Raw genomic sequence first — 15,795 nt, 5'->3', positions numbered from 1 at the left:
ACCTCGGGATCAGGGGATGCCGGCAAGCAGGCGCAGGCTGCGCAGCAGCGCATCGGGCCGCGCCTTGCCCTGCCCGGCGATGTCCATCGCGCTGCCATGGCCGGTACTGGCCAGCAGGACGTCGGCGCCGATCGAGATCGCGCTGGCCGCCTGCGGCGCCACCACCTTGATCGGGATGTGGCCCTGGTCGTGCAGCATGGCCACATACAGGTCATGCCAGTGGCCCGCCAGCAGCACGTCAGCGCCCAGCGGCCCGGCGACGGCGATTCCGCGTTCGCGAAGGCGCTGCACCGCCGGCACCACGAGCTCCTGGTCTTCGGGCCCGAAGAGGCCGCCTTCCGACGCGTGCGGGTTGATCCCGAACAGCGCGACGCTCGGCTCGCCCACGCCCATGGCGCGGCAGGCGCGCACGCCGGCTTCCGTTGCGGCGACAACGAGGTCGGGCGTGATGCGGGCCAGCGCGTGCGCCACGCTTTCGTGCAAGGTGACGTGCACGATGCGCAGGCCGCCGCCCACGAGCAGCAGGAAGACGCTGTCTTCGGGCTGCCCGCACACGCGCGCCACCAGCGACGGATAGCCGCGAAACGGGATGCCGGCCTGCGCGATGGCGGTTTCGTGGTGCGGCCCGGCGACGACGGCGTCGAACTCGCCCGTCCGCACCGCCTGGATGGCGGCGGTCGCGGAAGCGACCGCACTGGCGCCCGCCTCGGCACAGACCTGGCCGGACCGCGCAGCCGCCCGCGGCAGTTCGCCGGCAGGCCGCAGGTCCAGCTGCGCCAGCACGCCTTGCAGGCGCGAGACCGCCGCAGCGCGCTCCAGCACGTCCGGCGGCCCGAACACGGCGATGCGCACGCTGTCGTCGCTGCGCAGCGCCTCCGCGGCCTTCAGCACGATCTCGGGCCCGATGCCGTTCGGGTCGCCGACGGAGAGGGCGATGCGGCGCGTCACAGCGGCAGCGCCAGCAGCGTGTCGGTCACGGTGCTGTCGCACACGGCCACGCGCTCGGCCAGCAGGAGCTTGCCGCCGACCTGGCGGAAGCGGTCGCGGTACTCGCCGCTCGCGAACACCGTCGTTTCGCCGGTGTGCATGATCCGCGCGACCAGGAACGGCGTGCGGGCCACGGTGCCCTGCGCGTCCGCCGATTCCACGACCGGGATGCCGAGCAGGTGGCGGTAACGCTGCCGCTCGTAGATGTTGGCCTCGCGCAGGGCCGCGATGCGGTCCTCCAGCATCGCGCGCGAGTCGGCGTAGACCACGCCCGAGGGCAGGCCCTCGCGCTCGTTCTCGGCGTTGGTGATGCGGTACAGGCAGTCCTCGGTGAAGAACGACGGCCACTGCTCGAGCGCGTCATTGTCGATCGCCTGCGCATAGGCGGCGTTGAAGGCGCACAGCGCCAGGAGGTCCGCCATGGCTCAGGCTCCCATGTGCTGGCGGTAGGCTTTCCAGAAGCCGCGCACCGAGTTTTCGATCGCGCGGCCTTCGCTGGAGCCGGTGTCCTCGCCGCCCATCTCGACGATCGCCTCATGGTCCTGCGCGCCGGCGATGCCGCGCTGCACGAAGCCGCCGACGGCGCCGTCTTCCATCGAGATGAAGCCCGCAGGCCCGACGAGGTTCAGCTGCTTGAGCCGCACCTTGCGCTGCTCCGGCGTGTCGCCGACGTAGCCGATGTAGGTCCAGTTCAGCTCGGTGCGGTCCTGCCCCTTGGGCAGCACCTGGCGCACCGCGAGGCAGTTCTGGATCTGCTGCAGGATGAAGCCGGGAAACACCGACAGGATCTGCAGCGTGATGCCGTCGTCGAACTCGGGGAAGCCTTCCAGCACCGTCGTGTCCTTGAGGCGGTACTTGTCGGTGTCCGAGCGCAGGCCCTGGTCCTTGTACGACGCGTCGGCCGCGGCCTTGTCGATCATCGAGTAGCTCACGTGGTGGCCGCCGCTCTCGTCGACGATCACGCCGCCCTTCTGCGACAGGCGATTGAGCTCGAAGGTGGTGAAGAACAGGTGCAGCAGGCTCGCGTGGTAGCTGTCCTTGACGTTCTCGACGTACAGCTTCCAGTTGTTCGGCAGCGCCTGCGTGAAGCGGCCGATCACCTCGACGGGCTTGTGCAGCACGCGCTCGATGCGCTGGCAGATGGCGTCGCCCAGGTACTCCTCGATGGAGGGCACGTCGTCGCTGAAGCTGCCGAACACCAGGCCGCAATAGACCGCGATGCGCAGCTTGCGCGGGCCGTGCTCCTCCTTGCAGAACGAGGCCGGCATGCCGCCCTTGCCCTTGACGCCCTTCTCGAACGCGACGCCGGTCAGGTCACCCTGCCTGTTGTAGCTCCAGGCGTGGTAGACGCACTGGAAGCTGTCGGCCTTGCCGCACTTGTCCAGCGCGATGAGCGCGCCGCGGTGCGCGCAGCGGTTCTCGAACGCGTAGATCTCGCCGTCGTCGTCCTTCACCACCACCACCGGCGTGTCGCCGACGAACGTGGTGCGGTAGTTGCCGGCCTCGGGGAGTTCGGCATCCAGGCACAGGTAGTTCCACGTGGGGCCTCGGAAGATGCGCTCCTGCTCCTGGTGTGCCGTCGGCTCGTCGCTGTACAGCTTGTAGGGCACCCGGGTCAGGCCGGGGCCGCGCCATTGGACTGCTTGCTCCTGCATGTCACTCCACCATCACTTTCGCGGTCTTGATGACGCGGCCCCACTTGTCCGACTCCTTGCGGATGAACTGGCCGGACTTGTCAGGGCTCCAGCCGGCGGGCGTCGCGCCCTGCTCGGCAAATTTCCTTTGCACGTCGGGGTCCTGCAGCGCGCCGCTGAAGGCCTTGTACGCATAGTCGACCGCCTCCTTCGGCGTGCCGGGGGGTGCCACCATCGAGAAGAACGTGACGGCGACCATGCCGGGCACCTTCGATTCCTCGAAGGTGGGCACCTGCGGCAGCAAGGGCGAGCGCTTCTCGTCGGCCACCGCGAGGATCCGCGTCTTGCCGCCGTTGTGGAACGTGGCCGACGACGCGATGTTGTCGAAGAAGACGTCGACCTGGCCACCCACCAGGTCCACCAGCGCGGGCGCCGTGCCCTTGTACGGCACGTGGATCATCTCGGTGCCGGTCAGCTGCATGAACATTGCGGCGGTGAGGTGCGAGGTCGAGCCGTTGCCCTGCGAGGCGTAGCTCACCTTGCCCGGGTTGGCCTTCACGTAGGCGATGAACTCCTGCACGGTCTTCGCCGGGAACTCCTTGCGCACGTTCAGCACGTTGGGAACGGTGGCGATCACCGTGACAGGCACCCACTTCGTGGGATCGAAGCTGAGCGACTTGTACAGGTGGTGGTTGATCGCGATCGGCCCAGGAGGCGACACCAGCAGCGTCGTCCCGTCCGGGTCGGACCGCGCGACCAGCTCGGCCCCGATGTTGCCGCCCGCACCCGAGCGGTTGTCGACGATGACGCCGGCCGGGTAGGCAGCGCGCACCTTGTCCGCCAGCAGGCGCGGGAGGATGTCGGCCGTGCCGCCGGCCGGGAACGGCACGATCAGCTTCAGCGTCTTGCTGGGCTGCGCGAGGGCCGGCAACGCATGGCCGGCGGCAACGGCCGCTGTGAGCGCAAGCACGTCACGCCGCGTCAAGGTGGATTGCATGGGGGATGTCTCCTGCTGGAAGGCCGCTTGGCGCGGATGTGCAAGTCTGGCCGCGCAGCCGCGCCGAACCAACCCAGAATTGCGCTATGCGCAAACTTTCCAGCCCGGCCTTGCGGCAGGACAAGGACTTCGTCGCGTCGCTGCAGAAGGGACTCGACGTGCTCACCTGCTTCGGCCGGGGCGCGGTCAAGCTCACGCTGTCGGAAGTGGCGCGGCGCACCGGCAGCTCGCCGGCGTCGGCGCGCCGATCGCTGCACACCCTGCTCGCCCTTGACTACCTCGAGTCCGACGGCAAGCGCTTCTGGGTGGCGCCGCGCGCGCTGCTGGTGGCGCATGCGTATCTCGCTTCCAGGCCGATCCCGCAACTGGCCCAGCCATTGCTGGACGCGCTGTCGGAGCGCACGCGGCAGTCGGCGTCGCTGGGCAAGCTGCTGGACGACGACGTGATCATCGTTGCCCGTTCGACGGCGCGGCGCAGCCTCTCCACCGGCCTCGGCATCGGCTCACGGCTGCCGGCCTACTGCTCCGCGCTGGGCCGCGTCGTGCTGGCCAGCCTTTCGCCCTCGGACGCTGCACAGCGGGTGCGGGCGATGCGGCGCGTGCCCCTGACACCCAAATGCCTGCACGAGGCGGACGATGTCATCGCCGAGGTGGAGCGCTGCCGCGCCCGCGGCTGGAGCGCCAACAACGAGGAGCTGGAGCTGGGCGTGCGGTCGATCGCCGTTCCCGTGCATGACCGCACCGGCGCTTTCGTCGGCGGCCTGAGCATCTCGGTGCGCGCCGAACGCATGCCGATGGGCGAGTTCCGCGACTCGCTCCTCCCAGTGCTGCAGAAGGCGAGCTTGCGCCTGGGCGAGCAGGTCTACGAATGAGCCGGAAGAACTTAGCTCAGCGCCCAGCCTTGGTGTCCGCCTCGAACGACGGATAGCCGGCCTGCTCGGTGGCGCGCGTGAGTGCCGCGACGTTGGTGACTGCGTCGTCGTAGGTCACGATGGCATTGCGCCGCTCGTAGCTGACCACCGCCTTCTTCACGCCCGACACCTTCTGCAGCGCGATGCGGATCGTGATCGGGCAGGTGTCGCAATCCATCGTGGGCACCGTGAGTTCCACCTTGCGGGTGCCCGCATGCGCGGCGAACGAGCCGGCGACGAGCGCCGCGGCGATGGCGAAGCGGATCGGTGTCATGCGCGAGCCTCCGTCAATAGAAGAAATGGGCACCCTGCCGCACGGCGATGGGCAGCACGGTCAGGAACGCCATCACCCAGAACCAGCGGCGCGCCGCGGTGTTGCGCTGCCTGCAGGCGGCGAGATCGTCGCAGACCAGCGCGTCGGCCGCGGGACGCCAGATGCGCCAGCCGGCGACGGCCAGCGCCACGGCCGCCACTGCGGTCAACGGATACGAATACGGTTCCATCCGGTGCAGCGCGCCGATCCACGCGCCCGACACGCCCACGATGGCCAGCACCAGCGGCAGCACGCAGCAGCTGGACGCCAGCAGCGCCGCGAGGCCGGCCAGCGACAGCGTCCAGGCGCTGCCCCGCGGCGGCGGCGTGGCCATGCTGGCGGAAACGGAGGTCTCAGGCACGGAGCTCACGCGCGGTGATCTGGTAGACGAACGAATCCGGATCGTAGGGATCCTTGGCGCCCGCGGCGGTCTCGGCCTGCGGGTACATGAAGAAGCCCAGCTTCGCCTGCTTCGCGCCGGGCAGCTTCACGTCGCTGGCGGAGTTGTAGCCCATCCAGTTGCCTTCCCAGCCGCCGAACAGCGCCTTGCGCACGGGGGCCACCAGCGGGTCGCCGGCGTTCTTGATCCACACCGGAGTTTCCTGCCGCATGACCTTGGTCACGTCCGCGGGATCCATCGCAACCCAGCCGTTGCCCTGCAGGTAGACCTCGGCACGGCAGTGCTGCGCGCCCTTGAGGCTGGCCGGATTGCCGCCGAGTTCGCGGTAGCCGAAGGCGCTGGGCACGAGGCGCACGCCGTAGATGTCGCGCGCCGGCACGCCGGCCGCACGGCACAGGCCGACGAACAGCGCGTTAATGTCGGCGCACTTGCCGCTCATGTTGCCGGACTCGAGCATCGCCTTGATGTCGCCGGTGCCGCAGCCCTTCACCTTGGGCTCGCGGTAGGTGCTGACGATCACCCAGTCGTAGATGCGCTGCGCCTTCTCGCGGTCGGAGCGCGCGCCCAGCACGATCTGCGTGGCGACCTTCTTCACGATGCCGTCGACCGGGATGAGCTCGCTGGGCTCGAGCCACTGGTGCAGGTCGGCGCGATCGGCGGCCGGCGCCCTGGCCTTCCAGTCCACGGCGCGGTTCTGCGTCTCGACGATGTCGGTCAGCACCAGCGTCGGATCGACGCTGGCGGCCGGAAAGCTGGCCACCAGCACCTTGGCGCCGGTGCGGCCATCGGAGGCGGCGCGGATGTCCGTGGTGCTGCCGCTCCAGTGGCTCTCCACGGTGCGCTGCCACGGCGTGTCCAGCGACGGGACCGGCACCCACACCTTGGCATCGCCGCGCTCGCCCTTGAGCTGCACGGTGGTCGTGACTTCGAAGCGGCGCCAGTCCGAAGGCTGCGGGTCGAACCGCCGCTCGGCTTCCTGAGCGTGCAGGGCAGGCAGGCCGCCTGCTGCCAGCAACGAGGCGGCAGCGGAACGGGTGAAGTGACGGCGCGAGATCGAATTGGTCATGGCGGATTGGGAGCTCGGCGGGTGCGATCGATCGAGGCTCGATGGCTGGTCCGTGGGTCACTTGGGAAAGTCGGCCGGTATTATCGGCAAGAACCCTTTTCACTGCCGGGCAGGCGCCGAGAACCCTCATGAACCGTCGCCATTGCTTGCGCGGACTCGCCGGAATCGCCGGCTCCCTGGTCGCTGGCGCGGCCGGCGCGCAATCGATGCGCAAGCCCTGGCCGCGCAACAAGCCCACCCCGCCGCTGCTGCTTCCCTCGCTGGAGGGCCCCGACTGGCGCCTGGCCGACGAGCGCGGCCATCCCGTGCTGCTGAACTTCTGGGCGAGCTGGTGCGAACCCTGCCGTGCCGAGATGCCCTCGCTGGAGCGCCTGGCGGCGGCGCAGCGTGACGCCGGCCTGCGCGTGATCGCCGCGAACTACCGCGAGGGCGAGCCTGCGATGCGGAGGTTCCTGTCCAGGACTCCGCTGGGCCTGCCGGTGGTGCGCGACGCCGACGGCGCGGCCGCGCGCGCCTTCGACATCCACATCTTCCCCAGCACCGTGGCCATCGACCGCCGCGGCCGCACGCGGTTCATCGTCGTCGGCGAGGTCGACTGGGACGGCCCATCGGGGGCCGGGATGTTGCGCGACCTGCTGTGATCCGGGGGCTCAGGAGCGCGGCACGACGCCACCGCTCGCATAGGCCGCCGTCGCAGCCACCGCATCCGCGATCGCCAGGTCCGCTTCCGTCAGCCCGGGCGGCAGCACCACGACACCGTCGTCGTCCGCCACCAGCCGTGCACCGGGGGTGAACAGCACGCCACCGAAACGCAGGGGCACGTCGACTTCGCCCGGCCCGCCGATGTCGGCCCGCCGCGGCGCCGTGGCAAGGGCCTTGACCCCGATCTCCATGCCGTCGATCTCCGCGCGGTCGCGGATCGCGCCATGCACCACCACGCCTTCCCAGCCGTTGCGGCAGGCCAGGCCCGCCATCAGGTCCCCGAACAGCGCGCGCCAGGCGAGCCCGCCGCCGTCGATCACCAGCACCTGCCCCTCGCCGCGCTGCTGCAGCAGGTCGCGCACCGCCCGGAAGCCCTGCTGGTAGCGCAAGGTGCGGATCGCGCCGGCAAAGGCACGGCGGCGTCCGAACCCGAGGAACGGCAGCTCGCAGGCCTGGGCGTCGGCGGAGGCATCGCAGATGTCGGTGGTCTTGAAGGCGTTCATGGCGGCATCGTAGTCGGCCGGGGCCGCACAATCGCGCCGTGAGCGGAACACCGAGCGACTCCCCGGCGCCCTACTGGCTGTACCTGCTCGAGTGCGAAGGCGGCGTGTACTACGCCGGCATCGCGCTCGACGTGGAGCGGCGCTTCTTCCAGCACGCCTGCGGCCTGGGCGCGAGGTTCACGCGCGCGTGGCCACCGGTGCGGCTGCTGGCCGCGCGCGAATACGCCAGCAAGGGCGACGCCTTGCGCGCCGAGCTGCAGCTGAAGTCGCTGCCGCGCGCGCGCAAGCTCGCTTTCTTCGAGGAGGCGCATGGTGCCTGACGAACCGCAGCGGCTGTCGAAAGTGGTCGCGGCCCTCGTGCCCTGCTCGCGGCGTGACGCGGAGCAGTACATCGCCGAAGGCTGGGTGCGCGTCGACGGTCAGGTCGTCGACCAGCCGCAGCACCGCGTGGCCGGCGAGAAGGTCACCATCGATCCGCGGGCGTCGCTGCATCCCGCCGTGCCGGCCACCCTGCTGGTGAACAAGCCGGCGGGCATGCGCAGCGCCGAAGCGCGCGCGCTTTTCGGGGCCGCCACGCACTGGCAAGGCGACGCCTCGGGCATCCGCCGCACCAGGAGCCATGAAGCGGGACTGGTGCCGCTGCTGGAACTGCCGGCGCCAGCCGAAGGCCTGTGCGTGTTCAGCCAGGACGGGCGCATCGTGCGCAAGCTGCGCGAGGACGCCGCGCTGCTGGAGCAGGAACTGGTCGCGCACGTGAGCGGCTCGATCGTCGAGGACGGCCTTCAGCGGCTGTGCCAGGGCCTGCTCTTCGAGGGCCGGCGCCTGCCGCCGGCGCGGGTCAGCTGGCAAAGCGAGAACCGCCTGCGATTCGCGCTGAAGGGCACCGACCTGCAGCTGGTGCCCTGGATGTGCGCGCAGGTCGGCCTGGAGCTGCAGTCGCTCAAGCGCATCCGCATCGGCCGCCTGCCGATGGCCGGCCTTCCCCGGGCCAGTGGCGCTATCTTTCGCCGACCGAGCGCTTCTAGGCGCTCAGGCGCCGACGCCCAGGCCCAGGCCCTGCACCACCACCTTGCCGAGCTTGGCCACCCCGCCGACCAGCGCGCGGCTGTTCTCGAACAGGTCGGCGATCTGGTAGGTGACGAGGAACAGGGCGGGATAGAAGTAGCTGGCCCGCGACCAGGAGAGCTCCTTGATCGATTGCACCGCGCGGCTCTTTACCAGGTGGACATTGGCGAGCCAGCAGATGGCCACACCGATGAGGGCGCCGGCAAGGAGGTCGGTCGGGTAATGCAACCCAAGGTACATCCGTGGCAGCGCGACCATGACGATCGAGTAGAGCAGCGCGAAGACACCCAGCGCCCGCGAGACGAAGAACAGGCCGGTGACGAGCGCGAAGAACAGCACGGCGTGGTCGCTCGGGAACGAGCTGAGCTTGCCCAGCGCGTCCTCCGACACGCCATAGGGCGTCACGAAACTCAGCCCGATCTCGTGCAGCGGCCTGATGCGGAACGGCAGCAGGATCACCAGCAGGCGCCCCACCGCCAGCGCGACCACGCAGCCGATCATGGTGGCGATGATGTGGTCGCGCTCCTTCGCGTCCCTGCCGTCCGAGCGGAACCAGGCCCACCAGACGAAGAGCATCAACACGCCGCCCTTGAGCAGGTAGTTCACGGACAGGAAGGCGACCGCCTGGTCGAAGACCCACGACTTGCGTGCGAACACGTTGATGTGCGTCATGGTCCAGCTGTCCAGGGCGTTCATGTGGTCTCCCATGCCCAGGGTCAACAGCCCCGGTGTGGTCGCATCGTGCGGCAACGTGACCATCTGCAACAAGACCGCCACCCGGATGGACTACGGCCCGAACGAGCCAGTCGAGCCAGGCGCTCGTCGCCGCTTGCGCTTGCTGCCGGCGCGGCCTGCCCCGACACTGGCGCGCCATGCAGATCGCCCCTGTCCGCGCCACGCCCCTGAACCGCGTGTCGGCGGTGTCGAAGAAGCTGGATCCGGCGCTGCGGCGCCGCGCGCTGCTCGCTGCAGGCCTGGCGCTTGCGGCGCCGCTGGCCTTCGCGCAGTCGTATCCCTCGAAGCCCGTGCGCCTGCTGGTGGGCTACAACGCCGGCGGCGGTGTCGACGCCATGGCGCGCATGCTGGCGCAGCGCCTGTCGGCCGTGCTGGGGCAGCAGGTCGTCATCGAGAACCGCTCGGGTGCCAGCGGCATGATCGCCGCCGACCTGGTGGCCAAGTCGCCGCCCGATGGCTACACGCTGCTGATGGGCGAGTCCGGCATGTTGATCAATTCCATCCTGCAGCCGCGCGCCGGGCTGGATCCGATCCGCTCGTTCACGCCGGTCGCCGGCACCTTCATCGCGCCGCTGCTGATCGTCGCCAACAACGACTTCCCTGCCAGCAATCCGGAGGAACTGGTGTCGGTGCTCAAGGCCAACCCGGGCCGCTACTCGTACGCCACGTCCGGCGTCGGCACCGTGCAGCACCTGGGCTTCGAGCTGCTGAAGGCGCAGGTGCATGCCTTCATCGTGCACATCCCGTACCGCGGCGCGGCGCAGATCGTGCCCGACGTGATCAGCGGCCAGGTGCCCCTCGGCGTGGTGAGTGCCGCAGCCGGACTGGCGCAGGCCAAGGCCGGCCGGCTGAAGGCGGTGGCGGTCATGAGCACCGGCAAGCTGGCCGGCGCGGAATCGATCGCGCCGATGGCCGACGCGCTGCCCGGGTTCGATGTCGCGCCGCGGTTGATGCTGCTGGGACCCGCCGGCATGCCCGCCCCCGTCGTCGGGAAGATCAGCGAAGCCACGCGCACCGTGCTCGCCAGCGCGGATCTCGCCAACGCAGCCGCGCAGCAAGGCGGTGTCCCGGCCTACCTGGGCCCGGACGAACTCGGCCCCGATCTCGGCAGGGAACTGGCGGAGTGGGCCAGGATCGTGAAGGCGCAGAGGATCTCGGTCGAATGAACGGGCTCCTTCCCACCATCGGCCTCATCGTCCCGCCCGGTCACGGGCAAGTGCCGCAGGACGGCCCGGAGCTCTATGGCGAGCGGGTGCGCTTCATCGCGCGCGGCCTGGGCATCGGCGGCGTGTCGCCCGAGGGCTTCGCGCCGGTGATCGACACCGTGCTGGATCGCGCCCGCGAGCTGCGCGCCGCCGGCGCCGACGTGATCTCGCTCATGGGCACGTCCATCAGCTTCTACCGCGGGCCGGCCTTCACCGAGTCGCTGCGCCAGGCGATGGCCGGCGCCACCGGCCTGCCCTGCACCACGATGAGCCATGCGATCGTCGCGGCGCTGCGGCAGCTGGGCATCCGCCGAGTCGCCGTCGCCACCTCCTACATCGACGTGCTGAACGACAAGCTGGCCGCCTACCTCACGCATGCCGGCTTCGAAGTCACGGCGATCGAAGGCATGTCCATCGTCGGCGTGCAGGAAGTCGGGGACGTGACGACCGAGGCGCTCGTCGGCCTGTCCAGGAAGGTGTTCGCGCGCGACCCGTCCGCCGACGGCGTGTTCATCTCGTGCGGTGGCCTGCTCACGCTGCCAGCGATCCGCAGCCTCGAAGCGGAACTGCAGGTGCCGGTGACGGCCAGCTCGCCTGCCGGCTTCTGGGACGTGGTGCGGCTGGCCGGCGCCGATGCGCGCTCCCCACGCGGCGGGCGCCTGTTCGCGATGCCGACCGCCGCCTGAGTGGTCGTTCATTACCTGGGCGGCTATCGCGCGTCCACGCTTCGCGGATGAATGGATCGGACTGCTCAGGCGGGAGCGTCCGGCCCCGCCGCGCCGCCGTCCGGCGGGCCTGCAAGCTGCGCCAATGCCGACTCGAGTTCATCGATGTCCGCGAGGACGGCATCGAGCGCCTCCTGCGCATCGGCGAGGCGCAGCCCTTCCTCCACGGCGGTGGCGCTGCGCTGGACCGCGACGGCGCCAAGCACGGCCGCCTCGCCGGCCAGGGAATGCGCCATGGCCCCCGCACCCACCAGGCCCTGCCTTTGCAGGCACTCGCGCATCGCCTGCGGCGTTCGCGTGTTGCGCTCCAGGAAGGAAGCGAACAGCCGCAGGTACTTGGCCGGCGTGAGCCGGAAGGCGAGGACCAGGTCGCGATGCATGCCGCGCCGTCCGGCAATCCGCTCCAGGTCCTGCATCGCACCAGCAGCAGTCGGGGGCGGGGCGTCTGGGCGCACAGCGAACTCGGTCAAAGGCGCGACGTTCAGTTCCTGCTGCCCGCGGCCTGAAGTGCCGGCGCGACGTCAGGGCTTCACGAGCCGGTTGCGCACGGCATAGCGGGTGAGGCTCGCCAGGTCCGTGATGCCCAGCCTCTGCATGATGCGCGACCGGTGCACGTCGACCGTCTTCGAACTCAGCCCCAGTTCGTAGGCGATCTCCTTGGACGACAGCCCGCGGGCCAGCAGGGTCAGGATCTCGATCTGCCGGCTGGTCAGCTGCTGTTCGGCCGTGGGCTCCTGCCGCTGCAGCAGGAGCTGCGCAACGGAGCTGCTGAAGTAGGAGCCCGTCTGCACGATCTGGCGCAGCGCGCGTGCCAGCTCGTCGGAGGGCGCGCCCTTCATGAGGTAGCCGTTGGCCCCGTTGGCCACCGCCTGCTTCACGAACTCCGCCGTCTCCGAAGCCGAGACGACCAGGATGCGCAGTTCCGGATAACGCTCGCGGATGCGCGTGATGGCGTCCAGCCCGTCCATCTGCGGCATGGCCAGGTCGGTGATCACGACATCGGGATGCGGCCGCGAGGCGAGGAAGGCAAGCAGCTCCTCGCCGTCGCGCGCCTCGCCCACGACGCGGATGCTGGGGACGGTTTCGAGCAGGGCCCGGATGCCTGAGCGTACGAGGTCGTGGTCGTCCGCGAGCACGACCGAGATGGTGTCGATTTCGTCGGCCTGCATGCTCGGTTCTTCGGTGGGTGTTGAATTCATTTCAGGCGATCGCGCAGAACGGTCGAGGCGATGGAAGTCGGCTATGGACGTAGGAGTTTGCCGACATTTCGAACCGGGCCCCGGTGCTGGTTAGGGACGATGCTTAACCCGGTCGGAACGTCACTCCTATCGGCGCGCAAGCGACCCCTTAGCGCCTGGCGATTCGCGGCTTCCATACTCGAAGCAACTCCACGTGGGCACGACAGGATCATGGAACACATGCTACTGAGAAGGGACACAGGTTGCACGCGGGCATTGCCGATGCAGCTGGTCCGACTTCCGGGCGGCACGCCATGAAGATCCTGGCGGTCGACGACAACGCGCTCGGGCGCGCGTGGTTGCGCGAGGTCCTGGGTCCGTGCACGCAGGAGATCGTGGTGGCGCGCAACGGCGACGAGGCCTGGTCGCTGCTGCATGGCGGGTTGCGGCCCGACGTCTGCGTCTGCGACATGCATGTTCCCGCGACCGGCGGCCTGCGACTGGTCGAGAGGGTGCGTGCCGACCGCACGCTGGATGACCTGCCCTTCGTGCTCGTCTCCGTGACCGCTGACTGCGAAGACGTCCGGCAGGCCGCGGCCAGGCACGCCTGCGCGTACACGCTCAAGCCGTTCCTCGCCCTGCAGGCCCGCAGCGCGCTCGCGGCGGCGGTGCTCGCGAGCCGTCGAACCCGCGACGCGGTGCCCGCATGAGCAGCCGGGCCTGCCCCTGGCGAAACGGCGCCGCTCACCGGACGCGTTGCTTGTCCAGCTTGCGTGCCAGGGTGCGGCGGTGCATGCCCAGCCGGCGTGCCGCTTCCGAGATGTTGAAGCCGGTCTCGGCCAGCACCTCGTGGATGCGCTCCCACTCCAGCGTCTTGATCGAGGTCTGGCGCGCGGTGAGTTCGACCTCGGTCGTCCCTTCGCCACGCCCGAACGCCGCCTCGATGTCGTCGGTGTTGGCGGGCTTGGCCAGGTAGTGGCGCGCGCCGAGCTTGATCGCCTCGACGGCGGTCGCGATGCTTGCAAAGCCGGTGAGCACCACGATGATCATGTCGGGATCGTGCTCGTGCAGGTATTGCACGCAGGCGAGGCCGGAGTCGCCGCTGGCCAGCTTCAGGTCGACCACCGCGTGCGTGCGCTCGCGCAGGGCCAGCACCTTGCGCACGCCATCCAGGTCCGCCGCCCGCAGGACGTCGTAGCCTCGCCGTTCGAAGGACCGCTGCAGCGTGCGGGCGAACGCCTCGTCGTCCTCGACGATGAGCAGCTGGCGATCGGGAAGCTCAGCGTCCACTGGTGGCGTTCGGTTGGGGATCGAGGGCCGACAGCGGCAGGCTGATCTGCACGATCGCGCCGCCGCCCTCGCGATTGTGCGCACGCAACTCGCCGCCGAGGGTGCGCGCGACGTTCATCGCGAGGAACAGGCCGAGGCCGCGGCCCGGCGCGCCCTTGCTGCTCTGGTACGGCGTGCCCAGCCGTTCGAGCACGGCCGGCGCGAAGCCCGCGCCGCGGTCGGCCACCGTCAGCAGCAGTTGCTCGTCGTCCGCGTCGACCGCCAGGTGCACCGGCTGCCCCGGCGCGGCCTCCAGAGCGTTGTCCAGCACGTTGTCCACCATCTGGCGCAGGGCGGCGTCCGCGACGATGCGGCGGTCGGGCACGGCGGCGGAGAGCGCGTACTCGAGGACGGCGTCCGGCCGGCTGCGCTCCCAGTCGGCCGCCAGCCTGTCCAGGAACGCATGCAGTGACGTCAGCTCCACTGCCTCGGCACGCGAGCGGCCGGCGGAGCTCAGGATGCCGCTGACGATCGCCTTGCAGCGCTCGAGCTGGCGCTGCATCTCGTCGATCTCCTCGCGCAGTTCCGGATCGGCGGCGAAGGGCGCCATGCGAGCCCAGTCACCGACGATCACCGACAGCGTGGCCAGCGGCGTGCCCAGTTCGTGCGCGGCCCCCGAGGCCAGCAGGCCCATGCGCACGATGTGCTCCTCCTCGGCGGCACGCTGCCGCAGGCGCGCCAGGCTCGCGTCGCGGTGGCGCAGGATGCGCACGATGCGGCCGATGAAGACCACGAACAGGCCCGCATTGAGCACGAAGCAGACCAGCAGGCCGCTGACGTATTGCGTGGACAGCACCGGCGCGCCGAGACCCGGCAACGGCAGCGGCACGTGCCACCGCGTCAGCACCACCAGCGCTCCCGTGGACGCGGCGACGATGATCCAGATGTAGAGCGGGCGCAGCAGCACGGCGGCGACGGCCACCTGCAGCAGGAACAGCAACACGAACGGGTTGCTGATGCCGCCGGACGCGTACAGCTGGCAGGCCAGCGCCGCCACGTCGACCAGCAGCGCGCCGCACAACTCGCCATCGCTCACCGGCACCGGCAGGCGGCTGCGCAAGGCGCTCACCAGGTTGAACAGCACCAGCAGGCCCAGCACCGACAGCATCTGCCCGAGCGGCAGCGCCACGCGCATCACGAAATGCACGGCCAGGATGGTCGCGAGCTGCCCGCCGACAGCCAGCCATCGCAGCTGGACCAGCTGCAGCAGGTTGCGCCGGCCCGCGAGGTCCTGCGGGCGGCCACTGTCCACGCGCTCCGGCGCGGACTCAGTGGGCATGGCGATCGGGCTCAAGGGACGTGGGCTGCGCGGTGCGGTGCCGGCGGTCGTCGCGCAGCAGGAAGACCGCGGCCCCCAGGCTGCCCGCCGCCAGGGCGAACCAGGTCAGAGCGTAGCCGAGGTGGTTGTTGGGGAACTGCACGACCGTGAGGCCGGGCCGGGGCCAACCGCCGGTTGCGCCGTCGACCGATTGCGCATCGATGAAGTACGGCGCCACGTGACCCTGGAGGCCCAGCGTGCGCGCGATCGCCTGCACGTCGCGCGAGTACCAGCGGTCTTCGGCAGGCACGTTGCTGCGCAGGAAGCCGCCGCCGGGTTCGGTCAGCCGCAACAGGCCGACCACCTGCACGTCCCCTGCTGCGGGCGGCGGCACCGTCTTGCGCTGCTCCGGCGGCACGAAACCGCGGTTGACCAGCAGCGAGATGCCTTCACGGGTCCGCAGCGGCGCCAGGACCCAGTAGCCGCCGCCGAGGTCCGTGACCGCGGTGACGAGCACCTGCCTGGAGGCATCGAAGCGGCCGCGGACCTCGACCCGCCGGTACTCCGCGTTGTCGCGGGTCAGGCCGGTCCACTCGGTGGGCCCGGGTGCCGCGACCGGCGCGGCATGCACGCGCGCATCGACGCGCGCGATGAGGGCCCGCTTCCACGCGAGCCGCTCGACCTGCCACACGCCCAGCGCCGCGAAGCCCAGCGCTGCCACAACAAGCAGCGCCAGGAGCGCCACCAGCTTGGCGCCCGGCCCGGAGCGCGGCAACGCGACGGCCAT

Annotated in this window: 20 protein-coding genes and 1 pseudogene; 7 read left to right on the top strand and 14 right to left on the bottom strand. The window is 70.2% G+C overall.

The features are described 5' to 3' along the window. Positions 1-9 precede the first annotated feature (9 nt). From ACPWT1_RS12065 to ACPWT1_RS12050, 4 genes are read right to left on the bottom strand one after another with little or no spacing between them, the layout of a single operon-like run. Positions 10-948, bottom strand: a complete 939-nt coding sequence (locus tag ACPWT1_RS12065) for a PdxA family dehydrogenase (protein WP_427911427.1) — start codon at positions 946-948, stop codon at positions 10-12. Continuing rightward, positions 945-1,409, bottom strand: a complete 465-nt coding sequence (locus ACPWT1_RS12060; protein WP_427911426.1) for an aromatic-ring-hydroxylating dioxygenase subunit beta — start codon at positions 1,407-1,409, stop codon at positions 945-947. The genes ACPWT1_RS12065 and ACPWT1_RS12060 overlap by 4 nt, the downstream gene beginning before the upstream one ends. A gap of 3 nt (positions 1,410-1,412) precedes the next feature. Then, entirely contained in the window at positions 1,413-2,642 is a 1,230-nt protein-coding gene (locus tag ACPWT1_RS12055) for an aromatic ring-hydroxylating dioxygenase subunit alpha (RefSeq protein WP_427911425.1), read from the bottom strand. Position 2,643: 1 nt separating this feature from the next. After that, a complete protein-coding gene (locus ACPWT1_RS12050) occupies positions 2,644-3,618 on the bottom strand; it encodes a Bug family tripartite tricarboxylate transporter substrate binding protein (protein ID WP_427911424.1) in 975 nt (324 codons plus the stop codon). Positions 3,619-3,704: 86 nt separating this feature from the next. On the opposite strand from ACPWT1_RS12050, the gene ACPWT1_RS12045 reads away from it, so the two are divergent. After that, positions 3,705-4,490, top strand: coding sequence for an IclR family transcriptional regulator domain-containing protein (locus ACPWT1_RS12045; RefSeq protein WP_427911423.1), 786 nt, complete (start codon positions 3,705-3,707; stop codon positions 4,488-4,490). A 16-nt stretch (positions 4,491-4,506) separates the two neighbouring features. On the opposite strand, the gene merP is transcribed toward ACPWT1_RS12045, so the two are convergent. Genes merP through ACPWT1_RS12030 form a run of 3 tightly spaced genes read right to left on the bottom strand, consistent with a single transcriptional unit; the run spans position 4,507 to position 6,308 of the window. Next, positions 4,507-4,803 (bottom strand): mercury resistance system periplasmic binding protein MerP, encoded by a 297-nt coding sequence (merP, locus tag ACPWT1_RS12040; RefSeq protein WP_427911422.1) that lies wholly within the window; start codon positions 4,801-4,803, stop codon positions 4,507-4,509. Positions 4,804-4,816: 13 nt separating this feature from the next. Further along, complete coding sequence (locus ACPWT1_RS12035; protein WP_427911421.1) at positions 4,817-5,212, bottom strand: mercuric transporter MerT family protein; 396 nt, start codon at positions 5,210-5,212, stop codon at positions 4,817-4,819. After that, positions 5,196-6,308 carry a transglutaminase-like domain-containing protein gene (locus tag ACPWT1_RS12030; RefSeq protein ID WP_427911420.1) on the bottom strand — a complete coding sequence of 371 codons (1,113 nt, stop codon included), beginning with the start codon at positions 6,306-6,308 and terminating at the stop codon, positions 5,196-5,198. The genes ACPWT1_RS12035 and ACPWT1_RS12030 overlap by 17 nt, the downstream gene beginning before the upstream one ends. A 128-nt stretch (positions 6,309-6,436) precedes the next feature. On the opposite strand from ACPWT1_RS12030, the gene ACPWT1_RS12025 reads away from it, so the two are divergent. Beyond that, entirely contained in the window at positions 6,437-6,949 is a 513-nt protein-coding gene (locus ACPWT1_RS12025) for a redoxin domain-containing protein (RefSeq protein ID WP_427911419.1), read from the top strand. 9 nt (positions 6,950-6,958) lie between these two features. On the opposite strand, the gene rraA is transcribed toward ACPWT1_RS12025, so the two are convergent. After that, complete coding sequence (rraA, locus tag ACPWT1_RS12020; RefSeq protein ID WP_427911418.1) at positions 6,959-7,513, bottom strand: ribonuclease E activity regulator RraA; 555 nt, start codon at positions 7,511-7,513, stop codon at positions 6,959-6,961. A 38-nt stretch (positions 7,514-7,551) separates the two neighbouring features. Between rraA and ACPWT1_RS12015 the strand changes: the two genes are divergently transcribed. Beyond that, the gene (locus ACPWT1_RS12015) at positions 7,552-7,833 is read left to right on the top strand and encodes a GIY-YIG nuclease family protein (RefSeq protein ID WP_427911417.1); all 282 of its coding nucleotides are present in this window, start codon (positions 7,552-7,554) and stop codon (positions 7,831-7,833) included. Continuing rightward, positions 7,823-7,909, top strand: a pseudogene (locus ACPWT1_RS12010) (hypothetical protein); the annotation flags it as partial. The gene ACPWT1_RS12015 and the pseudogene ACPWT1_RS12010, both read left to right, overlap by 11 nt. A 633-nt stretch (positions 7,910-8,542) precedes the next feature. On the opposite strand, the gene ACPWT1_RS12005 reads toward ACPWT1_RS12010, so the two are convergent. Further along, positions 8,543-9,274, bottom strand: coding sequence for a phosphatase PAP2 family protein (locus ACPWT1_RS12005; protein WP_427911416.1), 732 nt, complete (start codon positions 9,272-9,274; stop codon positions 8,543-8,545). A 176-nt stretch (positions 9,275-9,450) separates the two neighbouring features. Between ACPWT1_RS12005 and ACPWT1_RS12000 the strand changes: the two genes are divergently transcribed. Beyond that, the gene (locus ACPWT1_RS12000; protein WP_427911415.1) at positions 9,451-10,479 is read left to right on the top strand and encodes a Bug family tripartite tricarboxylate transporter substrate binding protein; all 1,029 of its coding nucleotides are present in this window, start codon (positions 9,451-9,453) and stop codon (positions 10,477-10,479) included. Next, positions 10,476-11,204, top strand: coding sequence for an aspartate/glutamate racemase family protein (locus ACPWT1_RS11995; protein WP_427911414.1), 729 nt, complete (start codon positions 10,476-10,478; stop codon positions 11,202-11,204). Before ACPWT1_RS12000 ends, ACPWT1_RS11995 begins: the two co-directional genes overlap by 4 nt. Before the next feature lie 65 nt (positions 11,205-11,269). On the opposite strand, the gene ACPWT1_RS11990 is transcribed toward ACPWT1_RS11995, so the two are convergent. Both ACPWT1_RS11990 and ACPWT1_RS11985 read right to left on the bottom strand, forming a co-directional pair. Next, positions 11,270-11,623: an Hpt domain-containing protein gene (locus ACPWT1_RS11990; RefSeq protein ID WP_427911413.1), complete on the bottom strand. Its 354-nt coding sequence runs from the start codon at positions 11,621-11,623 to the stop codon at positions 11,270-11,272. 141 nt (positions 11,624-11,764) lie between these two features. Next, entirely contained in the window at positions 11,765-12,412 is a 648-nt protein-coding gene (locus ACPWT1_RS11985; RefSeq protein ID WP_427911412.1) for a response regulator, read from the bottom strand. 323 nt (positions 12,413-12,735) lie between these two features. Between ACPWT1_RS11985 and ACPWT1_RS11980 the strand changes: the two genes are divergently transcribed. Further along, positions 12,736-13,131, top strand: a complete 396-nt coding sequence (locus tag ACPWT1_RS11980; RefSeq protein ID WP_427911411.1) for a response regulator — start codon at positions 12,736-12,738, stop codon at positions 13,129-13,131. A 34-nt stretch (positions 13,132-13,165) separates the two neighbouring features. Here ACPWT1_RS11980 and ACPWT1_RS11975 read toward each other — a convergent pair whose 3' ends face one another. The 3 genes from ACPWT1_RS11975 to ACPWT1_RS11965 are packed head-to-tail and all read right to left on the bottom strand — an operon-like array spanning position 13,166 to position 15,795. Next, positions 13,166-13,711 carry a response regulator transcription factor gene (locus tag ACPWT1_RS11975; RefSeq protein ID WP_427911410.1) on the bottom strand — a complete coding sequence of 182 codons (546 nt, stop codon included), beginning with the start codon at positions 13,709-13,711 and terminating at the stop codon, positions 13,166-13,168. Further along, the gene (locus ACPWT1_RS11970) at positions 13,701-15,029 is read right to left on the bottom strand and encodes an ATP-binding protein (RefSeq protein WP_427911409.1); all 1,329 of its coding nucleotides are present in this window, start codon (positions 15,027-15,029) and stop codon (positions 13,701-13,703) included. The genes ACPWT1_RS11975 and ACPWT1_RS11970 overlap by 11 nt, the downstream gene beginning before the upstream one ends. After that, positions 15,019-15,795 carry an SURF1 family protein gene (locus ACPWT1_RS11965; protein WP_427911408.1) on the bottom strand — a complete coding sequence of 259 codons (777 nt, stop codon included), beginning with the start codon at positions 15,793-15,795 and terminating at the stop codon, positions 15,019-15,021. The genes ACPWT1_RS11970 and ACPWT1_RS11965 overlap by 11 nt, the downstream gene beginning before the upstream one ends.

Origin of the sequence: Ramlibacter sp. MMS24-I3-19 (genome assembly GCF_050320135.1) — a bacterium.
GTDB lineage: Bacteria > Pseudomonadota > Gammaproteobacteria > Burkholderiales > Burkholderiaceae_C > Ramlibacter.
The sequence above is the reverse complement of the archived record's forward strand: the minus strand, read 5'-3'. Positions and strand labels throughout refer to the sequence as shown.